General features: G+C 72.7%; 10 protein-coding genes. 7 read left to right on the top strand and 3 right to left on the bottom strand.

Features of this window, described 5'->3' with window-relative positions; genetic code table 11:
* Positions 1-255: 255 nt before the first annotated feature.
* From OG361_RS20550 to OG361_RS20525, 6 genes are all read left to right on the top strand, one after another.
* On the top strand, positions 256-1,101 hold the full coding sequence (locus OG361_RS20550; protein ID WP_405855578.1) for a M24 family metallopeptidase: 846 nt from the start codon (positions 256-258) through the stop codon (positions 1,099-1,101).
* Positions 1,101-2,909, top strand: a complete 1,809-nt coding sequence (locus tag OG361_RS20545) for an SDR family oxidoreductase (protein ID WP_405855576.1) — start codon at positions 1,101-1,103, stop codon at positions 2,907-2,909. The genes OG361_RS20550 and OG361_RS20545 overlap by 1 nt, the downstream gene beginning before the upstream one ends.
* A 102-nt stretch (positions 2,910-3,011) precedes the next feature.
* Positions 3,012-3,941, top strand: a complete 930-nt coding sequence (locus tag OG361_RS20540; protein WP_405855574.1) for a MerR family transcriptional regulator — start codon at positions 3,012-3,014, stop codon at positions 3,939-3,941.
* A gap of 156 nt (positions 3,942-4,097) precedes the next feature.
* Positions 4,098-4,640 carry an RNA 2'-phosphotransferase gene (locus OG361_RS20535; RefSeq protein ID WP_405862357.1) on the top strand — a complete coding sequence of 181 codons (543 nt, stop codon included), beginning with the start codon at positions 4,098-4,100 and terminating at the stop codon, positions 4,638-4,640.
* Positions 4,641-4,685: 45 nt separating this feature from the next.
* Complete coding sequence (locus OG361_RS20530) at positions 4,686-5,138, top strand: hypothetical protein (protein ID WP_405855572.1); 453 nt, start codon at positions 4,686-4,688, stop codon at positions 5,136-5,138.
* Positions 5,139-5,233: 95 nt separating this feature from the next.
* Entirely contained in the window at positions 5,234-6,136 is a 903-nt protein-coding gene (locus tag OG361_RS20525) for an LLM class flavin-dependent oxidoreductase (protein ID WP_405855570.1), read from the top strand.
* Positions 6,137-6,173: 37 nt separating this feature from the next.
* Here the strand turns inward: OG361_RS20525 and OG361_RS20520 are convergent, their stop codons facing one another.
* On the bottom strand, positions 6,174-6,614 hold the full coding sequence (locus OG361_RS20520; RefSeq protein ID WP_405855568.1) for a DUF6083 domain-containing protein: 441 nt from the start codon (positions 6,612-6,614) through the stop codon (positions 6,174-6,176).
* A 232-nt stretch (positions 6,615-6,846) separates the two neighbouring features.
* Between OG361_RS20520 and OG361_RS20515 the strand changes: the two genes are divergently transcribed.
* Positions 6,847-7,722 (top strand): Cof-type HAD-IIB family hydrolase, encoded by an 876-nt coding sequence (locus OG361_RS20515; RefSeq protein ID WP_405855566.1) that lies wholly within the window; start codon positions 6,847-6,849, stop codon positions 7,720-7,722.
* 80 nt (positions 7,723-7,802) lie between these two features.
* Here OG361_RS20515 and OG361_RS20510 read toward each other — a convergent pair whose 3' ends face one another.
* Positions 7,803-9,515, bottom strand: a complete 1,713-nt coding sequence (locus OG361_RS20510; RefSeq protein WP_405855564.1) for a GAF domain-containing sensor histidine kinase — start codon at positions 9,513-9,515, stop codon at positions 7,803-7,805.
* Between the two features lie 60 nt (positions 9,516-9,575).
* Positions 9,576-13,190, bottom strand: a complete 3,615-nt coding sequence (gene cydD, locus OG361_RS20505) for a thiol reductant ABC exporter subunit CydD (RefSeq protein WP_405855562.1) — start codon at positions 13,188-13,190, stop codon at positions 9,576-9,578.
* Between the last annotated feature and the right edge of the window lie 5 nt (positions 13,191-13,195).

The following is a 13,195-nucleotide window of genomic DNA, read 5'->3' as shown; positions in this document are numbered from 1 at the left end:
CAGCCCAACGGCTCGATCCTTCTCCGACCAGAGGAGTACAAGCCCGTAGGGGAGTCGCGACGAAAGTCTTTTCCACAGGCCCTCGCACGGCGTTTTCCCAGGTCGGCCCCCGGCCTTGTCCACAGGCGGGTGTCCGGCCTTGTCCACAGGCTGGTGTCCGACCCCTTGACTCAGCCGTCGAGCATTGTCACATTCATCGGTGTCAAGTTACGGACGCGTAGTGCGATCGGACGCTCACACGGGACGGCGGATGGCATGGCCTCAGCACTGAAAGGCGAACTCTCCGCAGAGCTGCGGGGGTTCAGGGAAGTGCAGCGGCTCTCGTACGAGTGCGCGGAAGCCGTCGCGGCGCAGCTCAGGCCGGGGGTGACCGAGCGCGAGGCCGCCCGGATGCAGCGGGAGTGGCTGTACGAGCGCGGTGTGCGGGACTGGTTCCACCGGCCGTTCGCCTGGTTCGGGGACCGCACGGCCTTCGTGGACTTCAAGATCCCCCTGCAGTTCTTCCCGACGAACCGCCGCCTGGAGGCGGGGATGCCGTTCATCCTCGACATGGCGCCGGTCTACAAGGGACACACGGCCGACATCGGCTACAGCGGCTGCCTGGGCCTCAACCCCCTCCACGACAAGCTGCTCGCCGATCTCCGCGACCACCGCGAGCTGATCCTGCGCGAGGTGCGCGAGCGCCGCACACTGCGCGAGATATACGAGGACGTGGACCGGCTCATGGTCCGCCAGGGGTACGCGAACCGGCACCGGGCCTACCCCTTCGGCGTCATCGCCCACAAGATCGACCGGGTGAAGGAGCGCCGCTGGTCACCGACGCTCTTCGGCTTCGGCACACAGGCGATCAAGGGCCTGGCGAGCGACGCGGTCCACGGCCACCGGGACGGCTGGTCGCCGCTCTGGTCGCCCTACACGTTCTCCGACCACCCGCCCGTGCCAGGGTTGTGGGCGGTCGAGCCGCACCTCGGATTCCGGGGGACGGGCGCGAAGTTCGAGGAGATCCTGGTCGTCACCGACTCGAAGGATCCCGAGCAGAGCGCGTTCTGGCTGGACGACGATCTGCCGCACGTGCGGCGCTGGAACGAGGGGACGGTCTGATGGCAGGCATCGCTGGGATCGACGCGCGGGAGCGCTGGGTCCGGACGGGCGGGATCGAGCTGTGTGTCGCCGAGCTCGGCGACACGGACCGGCCGACGGTGGTGCTCGTGCACGGCTACCCGGACTCCAAGGAGGTCTGGTCGGAGGTCGCGGCCCGACTGGCCGAGGAGTTCCACGTGGTGCTGTACGACATCCGGGGCCACGGCCGGTCGACGGCGCCGGCCCCGCTGCGCGGCGGCTTCACCCTGGAGAAGCTGACGGACGACTTCCTCGCGGTCGTCGACGCCGTCAGCCCGGACCGGCCGGTCCACCTCGTCGGCCACGACTGGGGCTCGGTGCAGTCCTGGGAGTTCGCCACGGTCCCGCGCACCGAGGGGCGGATCGCCTCCTTCACCTCGATGTCGGGGCCGAGCCTCGACCACTTCGGGCACTGGATCAAGCAGCGGATGGCCCGGCCCACCCCGCGCCGGGTCGGTCAGCTCCTCGGCCAGGGCGCCAAGTCCTGGTACGTGTACATGCTGCACACGCCCGTGCTGCCGGAGCTCGCCTGGCGCGGGCCCCTCGGCAAGCGCTGGCCGAAGATCCTGGAGCGGATCGAGAAGGTCCCGGCCGGCGACTACCCGACGCCGTCGCTGCCGAGCGACGCTGCGCACGGCGCCTGGCTCTACCGGGACAACGTCCGCGCCCGGCTGGGCAGGCCGCGCCCCGACGCGTACGCGCACGCGCCCGTGCAGCTGATCACGCCGACCGGTGACGCCTTCCTCTCCGAGCGGCTCTACGACGACCTGGCCACCTGGGTGCCGGACCTGACCCGGCGCACCCTGCCCGCCAAGCACTGGGTGCCGCGCACCCGGCCGGACCAGCTGTCGGCCTGGATCTCCGAGTTCGTCCGGGCCAACGAGGACCCCGCGACGAAGGCGTCGGGTCCCCGCTGGCCCGTCGCGGCGACGTCGGCGAAGAGCGGGGTGAAGCCGGAGTACGCGGAGCGGTTCGGCGGCCAGCTGGTCCTGGTGACCGGGGCGGCCAGTGGCATCGGGCGGGCCACCGCCTTCGCGTTCGCGGAGGCCGGCGCCCGGGTCGTGGCCGTGGACCGGGACGTCGAGGGCGTGGCCCGTACGGCCGAGATGGCGCGGCTGATCGGGGCTCCCGAGGCCTGGGGCGAGACCGTCGACGTCGCGGACGAGCAGGCGATGGAGAAGCTGGCCGCGAAGGTGGCGAGCGAGTACGGGATCGTCGACGTGCTGGTCAACAACGCGGGCATCGGGCTCACCGGCTCCTTCTTCGAGACGACGAGCGAGGAGTGGAAGCGGGTCCTGGACGTCAACCTGTGGGGCGTGATCCACGGGTGCCGGATCTTCGGCGCGCAGATGACCGCGCGCGGCCAGGGCGGCCACATCGTGAACACCGCTTCCGCCGCGGCCTTCCAGCCCTCCCGGGCCCTGCCCGCGTACAGCACGTCGAAGGCGGCGGTGCTGATGCTCAGCGAGTGCCTGCGCGCCGAACTGGCCGGCCAGGGCATCGGGGTGTCCGCGATATGCCCCGGCATCGTCAACACCGGCATCACCGCGACGACGCGGTTCGCGGGGGTCACGGACGAGGCGGAGGAGAAGCGACGGCAGAAGAAGGCGTCCCGGCTCTACGGTCTGCGGAACTACCCGCCGGAGAAGGTCGCGGACGCGATCCTGGGGGCGGTCCTGCACGACCGGGCCGTCGTCCCCGTGACCCCGGAGGCCCGGGGCATACACGCCCTGTCCCGGCTGAGCCCGGGCGTGCTGCGGGCGTTCGCCCGCTGGCAGCCGCCCGCGTAGGCGCCACACGCGGAGGGAACGGGAGGGGTCGGCGGTCGTACGATCCCTCCCAGGAGGGGCACCGCGGCGACGGGGTGCGGGAAGCGGCCGGTGGGAGCGGGTTTGTCCGAGCAGTCAGCACAGCCGGAGTACCGGATCGAGGATCTCGCGCATCACAGCGGGGCGACGGTCCGGACGATCCGCGCCTACCAGGACCGAGGTCTGCTGCCCCGCCCCGAGCGGCGCGGCAGGTCGAACGTGTACGGGGACGCGCACCTCGCCCGGCTGCGGCAGATCGCCGACCTCCTCGACCGCGGCTACACCCTGGCCTCGATCAAGGAGCTCCTGGAGGCCTGGGACACCGGACGCGGCCTCGGCGGGGTGCTCGGCCTGGTCGCGGAGGTCCACGGGCCGTGGACGGACGAGGAGGCGGACCGGATCTCCCGGGAGGAGCTGGACGCCCGCTTCGGCGGCACGCCGGACGAGGACGCCATCCGGGAGGCCGTCGAGCTCGGCGTGCTGGAGCGACTCCCGGACCGGGAGACGGAGGAGTACCTCGTCCCGAGCCCACAGGAGCTCGCCGTGGCCGCCGAGTTGTACGCGGCCGGGGTGCCGCTCCCGGCAATCACGGGGCATCTCAGGGAACTTCGCGATCAGGTCGAGCACATCGCCTCCCGTTTCCTGGAGTTCACCACGGAGCACGTGTTCGCCCGCTATCTGGAGCACCGGCCGCCGACGGACGCGGACGCGGCCGAGGCGGCGACGATGGTGCGGCGGCTGCGGCCGCTCGCCCAGCAGACGGTGGACGCCGAACTGGCTCGGGCGATGCGCCTGTTGGCCACCCGGCACCTCCAGCTCCATCTGTCCCCGGACGCACAGCCCGCGAGGGACGACGACCCCCGCCCGGTCGCCCTGCCGGCGGGCACGATTCAGGCCGTGCAGGACCTGGTTGGCGCGGAGGGGGTCGCCGCCTTCGTCGCGGCTGCCACCGAACGCGAAGTCCATAAAAGGACATTGGATGTGCTCACCTCAAGTCATCACATAACCGGCTAACTTGCCCAATTAGCCATATTTCACTGGACCGTTGTCCACAGAATCATCAACTTGCCTGTGGATAACCAGCTTTGGCTGTGGATCAAACCTCTCCACGTCAATTCATTGGTCCGGCGATCCGAGCTCCGGCATCCTGACGGCATGACCCGCCAACCGATGGACGAACGACGCACGGTGAAGGTGTCGAAGTACCTCTCCAAGCATCTGCGTCACCAGCCCGAGCTCATCGGCCTCGTGCTCGACGCGCACGGCTGGACCGAGATCGACACCCTGCTCCGTGCGACGGCCGAGCACGGCTTCCCGATCACCCGCGAGGAGCTCGACCACGTCGTCGCGACCAACGACAAGAAGCGCTTCGCGATCGAGGGCACCCGCATCCGCGCGAGCCAGGGCCACACCGTCGAGGTGGACCTGGACCTGCCCGCCGCGGAACCGCCCGCGTACCTCTACCACGGTACGGTCGCGGACCGGCTCCCCGCGATCCGGGCGGAGGGCCTGCGCCCCATGGCCCGCCACCATGTCCATCTCTCCCCCGACCGGGAGACCGCGACCCGGGTCGGGGCGCGCCGCGGCCGGCCGATCGTGCTGAGCGTCGACGCGGGCGCGATGCACCGGGCCGGACACGTCTTCCGCGTGAGCGCCAACGGGGTCTGGCTGACCGACGCCGTCCCGCCGGAGTTCCTCCGCCTGCCCTCCTGAGGCCCGTCGCCCTCTCGGTCGAACGACTGCGGCATGATCGTCCCCATGGCACACCCGCACCTGCCCACCACCGAAGCAGCCGTCACCGCGATCCGCGAGATCGCCCGGGAGTTCAACCTGGAGATGACGGTGACCGACGACATCGGCGCGGACCAGACCTCCCGGCGCACCTCCTCCGGCGCGTTCGCCGTCCTCGACCCGGACGGCTCCCTGCCGCACGAGGCCTACGTCGAGCTGGGCGGCTCCCCCGTGCTCACCGTCCAGGTCTTCCCGGAGGACGACGCCAGGATCACCGTGGACGGCATCGAGTTCGCCGACCTCCCCCGCGACACCGTCCCCGCCTTCCTCCGCTCCGTCCTCGGCGGCCTCGCCCACGTGAAGGGCCGGTTCTTCCCGCCCGGCTACTGGCTGGTCGTCCCGCTGCCCGGCGACACGACGCACAAGGAGCTCGTCCCGGGGGCCTCGCTCACGCCCTGGATGAGCAGCAGGGTCCGCTGACCCGATCTTCTGGCCCGGTCCGCTGACCCGGTCCGCGGATCCGCTGCGTTGATCCAGTCCGCTGATCCCCTGCGGACCGCCGTAGGCTCGGGTCCATGAGCCTGCGTCTGAGCACCGTCATCCTGCCCGTCGACCGCTGGCACGAGGGGGGCCGCGAGAAGTGGCGGCGCGCCGAGGAGCTGGGGTTCCACACCGCGTACACCTACGACCACCTGTCCTGGCGGACCTTCCGCGACGGCCCGTGGTTCGGCGCGCTCCCCACGCTCACCGCCGCCGCGACGGCGACCGAGCGGCTGCGCCTCGGCACCCTCGTGACCTCCCCGAACTTCCGGCACCCCGTGACCCTCGCCAAGGAGCTGATGTCGCTCGACGACATCTCCGGGGGCCGGATCACGCTCGGCATCGGGGCGGGCGGCAACGGCTTCGACGCCACCGCGCTCGGCCAGGAGGCATGGACGCCGAAGGAGCGGGCGGACCGGTTCGAAGAGTTCCTGCCGCTGCTCGACCGGCTCCTCACCGAGAGCTCGGTGACGGAACGGGGCACGTTCTACGCGGCCGAGGAGGCCCGGAACATCCCCGGCTGTGTCCAGCGCCCGCGCCTGCCGTTCGCTGTGGCGGCGACCGGGCCGCGGGGGCTGAAGCTGGCCGCCCGGTACGGGCAGGCATGGGTGACGACCGGCGACCCGAAGATCTTCGAAGAGGGGACCCCGGAGCAGTCGGTGGAGGCGCTGCGCGGCCAGATCGAGAAGCTCGGCAAGGCGTGCGCCGAGACCGGCCGGAACGTGGCCGAGCTCGACAAGGTCCTGCTGACCGGCTTCACCCCGGACCGCGGCCGCCCGCTGGAGTCCCTGGACGCCTTCGTCGACTTCGCCGGCACCCACCGCGACCTCGGCTTCACCGAGATCGTGATCCACTGGCCGATCGCGGACTCCGACTTCGCCGCCGACCAGGCCGTCTTCGAGCGGATCGCCACCGAGGCGCTCGCCCAGCTGGGCTGAACCCCGGGCCGTACGACGCGGCGCCCGGCGCGTGCCGTCAGGTACCGCGCCGGGCGTGGCCGCGCCACAGCGCCAGCAGGACCGGTGCGCCGACCGGCTCGGGGCGTGCCGGGCAGACGTCGAAGTGACTGACACGACAGGTGTCGGACGGTACGGCGGGGCCGAGGTTGACCGCCGTACCGTCGCCCGCGATGCGCCAGCGTCTGCCCGCCGGAACGACCCGGGCCGCCAGCTCCCCCGGCTCGATCATCACCCAGCGCCCTCGCAGCGTGCGGTGCCACTCGGTACTCGCTCCGCACCCGTCGCAGGTCGCGGCCGGCGGACGCCGCGCGTCCGGCACGGCCCTCCCGGAGCGGGCCGCGTGCGTCACGGCGTCGGCCACCCCGGCCAGGACCTCGCCCACCAGCACCGGTTCACGCGCCGGATGGTCCGCCCCGGCCTGCTCGCAGCTCCCGCAGAGCGCCATCCCGAGACTCACGACCCATATGCCGTACGGCGCACCGCAGGCCTCACACTCGTCGGACCTCCGGCCCGAGACCATGCCCCACCCCCTGGAGACGCGTCGGCTCTCCCAGAGGATCTTCCCCACGCTCCACGGAACCGAACGAGCGTTTTACGGCCACATCGGGACGCTCCGGCCCTCGCCGGATTCCCTACTCATATGTGCACCTCCTCGCACGCCCGTGCGTTCTGTGCGGAAGAATGGTGCGGTGACCTCTCCCCGCTCCCCGTATCCCTCCGCCCCGGCGACCCGACTGATCGCCACCGATCTCGACGGCACGCTCCTGCGCGACGACAAGTCCGTCTCCGAGCGCACGATCGCCGCCCTCGCCGCGGCAGAGCGGGCCGGTATCGAGGTCTTCTTCGTCACCGGCCGCCCGGCCCGCTGGATGGACGTCGTCAGCGAACACGTCCACGGCCACGGTCTGGCGATCTGCGCGAACGGTGCCGCCGTCGTCGACCTCCACGCGGGAGGCACCTTCCTGGAGGTCCGCCCGTTGGAGCGGCCCATCGCCCTCGAAGTCGTCCGGGCCCTGCGCGCTGCCGCGCCCGGCACCTCCTTCGCGGTCGAGCTCACCACCGGCATCCACTACGAGCCGCAGTACCCGCCCTTCTTCCTCGACCCCGGCGCCACCGTCGCCACCGCCGAGAAGCTCCTCTTCGAGGAGGCCCCGGGCGCGGCCGCCCCCGTGATCAAGCTGCTGGCCCAGCACCCCGAGATCGACCCGGACGCGTTCCTGGCGCTGGCCAAGGAGGCTGCGAGCGGCCTGGCCTCCTTCACCCGGTCCAGCCCCACCGCGCTCATCGAGATCAGCGCCCTCGGCGTCTCCAAGGCCTCCACCCTCGCCCTGTGCTGCGCCGAGCGCGGCATCGCCGCCGAGGAGGTCGCCGCCTTCGGCGACATGCCCAACGACATCGAGATGCTCAGCTGGGCGGGCCGCTCGTACGCGATGGGCAACGCCCACCCCGATGTGATCGCCGCCGCCTCCGGCCGCACGGTCGGCAACAACGAGGACGGGGTGGCCGTCGTCATCGAACAGCTCGTGGCGGAGGCCCTGGAGGCCCGGCCCGATCAGTCGGCCTGACCAGTCGCCTGCCCGACGGGCCTGTCAGGGAGGGCGGCCTGGCCCTCGCAGCCCGGGCGTCTTCACAGCCCGGGCGGCCCTCACAGCGGGGCCTCCCACACCACCGTCGTACCGCCGCCGTCCTCCCCGATGCCCGGTCCGCACCAGCTCGCGCCGCCGAGCGACTCGGCCCGTCGGGCCAGGTTGCGCAGGCCGCTGCGCCGCCCGCCCTCCGGGATGCCGATACCGTCGTCCGCGACCGAGAGCCGTACCCCGGCCGAGCCGTCGAGCAGGGTGACCGTGGCGTCGACGACCACCTCGATCCGGGTCGCCTCCGCGTGCCGGAAGGCGTTCGAGAGCGCCTCGCGCAGCGCGGCGATGAGGTTCTTGCCGGTGAGGTCACCGACCGCCGAGTCGATCACGCCGAGGAAGCGGTGCGCGGGCTTGAAGCCGAGCGGCACGGCCGCCATGTTGATCTCCCGCAGGACACGGGTGCGCAGCCCCGACGGCGCCTCGGCAGGGCCCTGCTGGAGCGCGAAGATCGCCGTACGGATCTCCTGGATGGTCACGTCCAGCTCGTCCACGGCCTTCCCGACGCCCTCGCGCACGGCCGGCACGATCGACTTCCGCTGGGCGCTCTCCAGCATCATGCCGGTGGCGAAGAGCCGCTGGATCACCAGATCGTGCAGGTCACGGGCGATCCGGTCGCGGTCCTCGTACACCGCGAGCCGCTCCCGGTCCCGCTGCGCGTCCGCCATCATCAGGGCGAGCGCCGCCTGTGAAGCGAACTGGGTGGCGAGCGTCCGCTCCGCCTCCGTGAACGGACGCGCGCCCCGCACCCGGGGCGTGGCGAGCGCACCGAGCACCCGCCCGCCGCTCTGCAGCGGCAGCATCATGCTCGGGCCGTACGGGGAGGTCAGCCGGCTGATCATGCGCGGGTCCTTCGAGGCGTCCGCCACGAAGACCGCCTCGCCGTCCAGGAGCTGCTCCACGACGGCGCTCTCGGGCGGGATCACCACACCCAGCGACTTGGTGGGGCGGGGCGAGGAGACGGCGACGATCTCCAGGCCGCCCTCCTCCGCGGGCAGCAGCACGATTCCGGCGTCCGCGTCGGCGAGCCGACGGGCCTGTTCGGCGACGACCGTGAGCGCGTCGTCCGCGTCGCCGCCGGAGAGCAGCGCGGTGGTGACGGCGACCGAGCCGTCGATCCACCGCTCGCGCTGGCGCGCGGCCTCGTAGAGGCGGGCGTTGCCGATGGCGATGCCGGCCTCGGTGGCGAGCACCCTGACCATGTGGACGTCGTAGTCGTTGAACTCGCCGCCGCCGCGCTTCTCCGCGAGGTAGAGGTTGCCGAAGATCTCGCCCTGGACCTTGATGGGGACACCGAGGAACGTCCGCATCGGCGGGTGCCCCGGCGGGAATCCGGCCGAGCGCGGATCGGCGGACAGGCCGGCGAGGCGGATCGTCTGCGGGTCGCGGATCAGCGCGCCGAGCAGCCCGGCGTGGCCGTCGGGGAGGCGCCCGATGCGGCGGGCCACGTCCTCGCCGACGCCGAAGGTGACGAAGTCGGAGAGTCCCTCGCCCTCGTCGTCGACGACCCCGATCGCGGCGTAGCGGGCGTCGGCGAGTTCGGCGGCGGTCTCGCAGATCCGGTCGAGGGTGGAGTGGAGTTCGAGCCCTGTTCCGACCGAGCGCATCGCCTCCAGGAGCTGCGGTACGCGGGCGGTGAGTTCCGTGGACAGCCCCTGGAGGCTGCGGGTGGCCTGAGTGGCGGCTTCCAGGGGGTCCGAGGCGTCGGACGCGGCGGCGGTCATGGCCTGAGCCTAGTTAGTCCCATTTGGCGAGAAAAGTCGGACGGGCGTCGGCCGCCTTGCTCACGCCCCGGCCGCGGCCCGGTTCGACACGGCGGCGACGGCGAGCAGATCGGTCTCCCGCTCCTGCTCCAGCATCCGGCGCAGCCGCCCCTCCGCCGCTGCCAGTTCGGCGTACGGTCCGCGCTGCACGGTCCGGCCCTCGTCCAGGACCACGACCTCGTCGACGGCGTCGAGTCCGTGCAGCCGGTGGGTGATGAGGACGGTGGTGCGGCCCTCTGTGGCCCGAAGCAGGTCGTCGGTGAGCGCGTCGGCGGTGGCCAGGTCGAGGTGTTCGGCGGGCTCGTCGAGGACCAGGACGGGGAAGTCGGCCAGGAGGGCGCGGGCGAGCGCGAGGCGCTGCCGCTGGCCGCCGGAGAGTTGGGAGCCGTGCTCGCCCACGAGGGTGTCGAGGCCGGCCGGCAGCCCGTCCACCCAGTCGAGCAGCCGGGCCCGGCGCAGCGCGTCGCGCAGCTCCTCGTCGCTCGCCCCGACCTTGGCGAGCCGCAGGTTCTCCCGGACGGAGCTGTCGAAGATGTGGGCGTCCTGGGCGCAGAGGCCGACGAACCGCCGGACCGCGTCGCCGTCGAGCTCCCAGGCGGGCACGCCACCGATGCGGTACATGCCGTTCTCCACGTCGAGGAAGCGCAGCAGCACCTGGGCGAGGGTGGTCTTCCCGGAACCGGAGGCGCCGACGACCGCGACCCGGCGCCCGGCCTCCAGGGTGAGCCCGAAGTCGGCGAGCGCCGTCCGCCTCTGCCCGGCGTGCCGGGCGGAGAGCCCGGCCAGCTCCAGCGGGAACGGACTCACCGGGGGAGCCTCGGATCGGGCCGGCTCGTGTACGGGGACGGGGGCGTCGAGCACTTCGAAGACGCGCTCGGCGCTGTGGCGCACGCGCTGCCGGTACTGGACGGCTAGCGGCAGCCCGGTGACGGCCTCGAACGCGGCGAGCGGCGTCAGGACGACCACGGCGAGGGCCACCCCGTCGAGCCGTCCGTCCCGTACGGCCTGGACGCCGACGAGGGCGGCGGCCGCGACCGTCAGTCCGCAGACCAGCGCGGAGAGACCGGCGCCGAGCGCGGTGGCCGTGGCCTGCCGGGAGGCGATGGAGGTGAGGTGCCGGTCGGCCGTCCGGGTCCGCTCGACCCGGCTGGACAGCGCGCCGGCGACCGTCAGTTCGGCGCAGCCGCGGAGCAGATCGGCCACGGCGGTCGCCAGCGCACCGCGCGCGGGGGCGAGTCGGCGCTCGGCCCGGCGGGCGAGGGCTCCGCCGGCCGCCGGTACGGCGACACCCGCGACCAGCAGGCCCACGGCGAGGACGGCACCGGCCTCGGGCAGCATCCAGGCGGTGAACCCGGCGGAGGCGACGCCCACGACGAGCGCGGCGCCCACGGGGAGCAGCCAGCGCAGCCAGTAGTCCTGGAGCGCGTCGACGTCCTGGACGAGCCGGGAGAGGAGGTCCCCGCGCCGGGTGCGGCGCAGCCCGGCGGGGGCGATCCGCTCCAGGCGCCCGTAGACCGAGACCCGGAGCTCGGCGAGCATCCGGAGCACGGCGTCGTGCGAGACGAGCCTCTCGGCGTACCGGAAGACGGCCCGGCCGATACCAAAGGCGCGCGTGGCGGTGACGGCCATCATCAGATAGAGCACGGGCGGCTGTTCGGAGGCGCGGGAGATGAGCCAGCCGGACACGGCCATGAGCCCGACGGCCGAGCCGAGGGCCAGGCTCCCGAGCAGCAGCGCGAGCGCCATGCGCCCCTTGAGCTCACCGGCCATGTCCCGAACCCGCCCGAGAACCGACCGCCCGGAGCCCGCTCCGGTCACCTCGGCCGACACACCGCCGGGCGCGCCGCCGGATACACCGCCGGAAACGCCGCCGGAAACGCCGTCGGACTCTCCGGCGACACCCCCGTCAGCACCGGACCGAGCCCCCGTCCCCGATCCCGCGTCGGCCCCTGCCACGGCTCCTGCCCGGCTGTTCGCGCCGGGCGACCCGGCCGAAGGCACCAAGGTCACCACGCGGTCCGCGACCGCGAGCAGCGCCGGGCGATGGACCACGAGCAGAACCGTGCGGCCGGCCGCGAGGCGGCGGACCGCGTCGACCACGCCCGCCTCCGTCTCACCGTCCAGCGCGGCCGTCGGCTCGTCGAGCAGCAGCAGCGGCCGGTCCGCGAGGAACGCCCGGGCGAGTGCCAGACGCTGCCGCTGACCAGCCGAGAGCCCGGCGCCGTCCTCGCCGAGCGCGGTGTCGAGCCCCTCCGGGAGCCCCGCGACGAACCCGTCCGCCCCGGCGTCCCGCAGCGCCTCCCGTACCGCCTCGTCTGAGGCGTCCGGGCGGGCCAGCCGTACGTTCTCGGCGACCGTCCCCGCGAAGAGGTACGGGCGCTGTGGCACCCAGGCGATCCGCGACCGCCACGCCTCCAGGTCGATCCCCGCGAGATCCTCGCCGCCGACGCGGACGGAGCTCCCTTCCTCCGGCGCCACGAAGCCGAGCACGACATCGAGGAGGGTCGACTTCCCGACGCCGCTCGGCCCGACGAGGGCCACCGTCTCGCCCGGCTCGACCGTCAGCGTCGCCGCGTCGAGCGCCGGTTCGGCGCGCCCCGCGTGCCGAACCGTCACCCGGTCGAGCTCCAGCCGTACGGACTCCGGGACCGCCCCGGTGCCGCCGTCCCGGGCCGGCTGCTCCAGGACCTCGAAGATCTCCTCCGCCGCCGCGAGCCCCTCGGCCGCCGCGTGGTACTGCGCCCCCACCTGCCGGAGCGGGAGGTACGCCTCGGGCGCCAGGATCAGGATGACGAGCCCGGTGTACAGGTCGAGCTCGCCGTGGACGAGCCGCATGCCGATCGTCACGGCGACGAGCGCGACCGAGAGGGTCGCGAGGAGTTCCAGGGCGAAGGAGGAGAGGAAGGCGATCCGCAGTGTGCGCATCGTCGCCTGCCGGTACTCCGAGGTGATCGCGCGGATCGACTCGGCCTGGGCCTTCGCCCGGCCGAAGATCTTGAGGGTGGGCAGGCCCGCCACGACATCCAGGAAGTGGCCGGAGAGTCGGGAGAGCAGCTTCCACTGCCGGTCCATCCGCGCCTGGGTGTACCAGCCGATGAGGATCATGAAGACCGGGATGAGGGGCAGCGTGACGACGATGATGGCCGCCGAGATCCAGTCCTCGGTGACGATCCTGGCAAGCACCGCGACCGGGACGACCACCGCGAGGCCCAGCTGCGGCAGATAGCGGGCGAAGTAGTCGTCGAGCGCGTCCACGCCCCGCGTGGCGAGCGCGATCAGCGAACCGGCCTTCTGACCGCTCAGCCAGCCGGGCCCGAGTCCGGCCGCCCGGGTGAGGAGCCGGCCACGGAGTTCGGACTTGACCGCCGCGCTCGCCCGGTGGGCGGCGAGCTCGGTCAGCCAGGAGACCGCCCCCCGCGCCACCGCGACTCCCGCGAGCAGCAGCAGAGGGGTGGTCAGATCGGAAACCGCCAGGCCCTTCTGGAAGGCCCCCACCACGATCTCGGCGATGAGCATCGCCTGGGCGATGACCAGCGCCGCCCCGGCCAGACCGAGCACGACCACCGCGCCAAGGAAGAAACGGGTGGCCCGGGCGTACCGGAGCAGACGCGGATCGATCGGTTTCACGTGAAACATGCCCC

The sequence above is a fragment of the Streptomyces sp. NBC_00090 genome, from assembly GCF_045160815.1.
GTDB lineage: Bacteria > Actinomycetota > Actinomycetes > Streptomycetales > Streptomycetaceae > Streptomyces.
The sequence above is the reverse complement of the archived record's forward strand: the minus strand, read 5'-3'. Positions and strand labels throughout refer to the sequence as shown.

Coding starts and splice junctions, on each gene's coding strand:
- OG361_RS20530 (WP_405855572.1), top strand. CDS start 4,686: ATGGCACACCCGCACCTGCCCACCACCGAAGCAGCCGTCACCGCGATC.
- OG361_RS20550 (WP_405855578.1), top strand. CDS start 256: ATGGCCTCAGCACTGAAAGGCGAACTCTCCGCAGAGCTGCGGGGGTTC.
- OG361_RS20545 (WP_405855576.1), top strand. CDS start 1,101: ATGGCAGGCATCGCTGGGATCGACGCGCGGGAGCGCTGGGTCCGGACG.
- OG361_RS20525 (WP_405855570.1), top strand. CDS start 5,234: ATGAGCCTGCGTCTGAGCACCGTCATCCTGCCCGTCGACCGCTGGCAC.
- OG361_RS20535 (WP_405862357.1), top strand. CDS start 4,098: ATGGACGAACGACGCACGGTGAAGGTGTCGAAGTACCTCTCCAAGCAT.
- cydD (WP_405855562.1), bottom strand. CDS start 13,190: ATGTTTCACGTGAAACCGATCGATCCGCGTCTGCTCCGGTACGCCCGG.
- OG361_RS20510 (WP_405855564.1), bottom strand. CDS start 9,515: ATGACCGCCGCCGCGTCCGACGCCTCGGACCCCCTGGAAGCCGCCACT.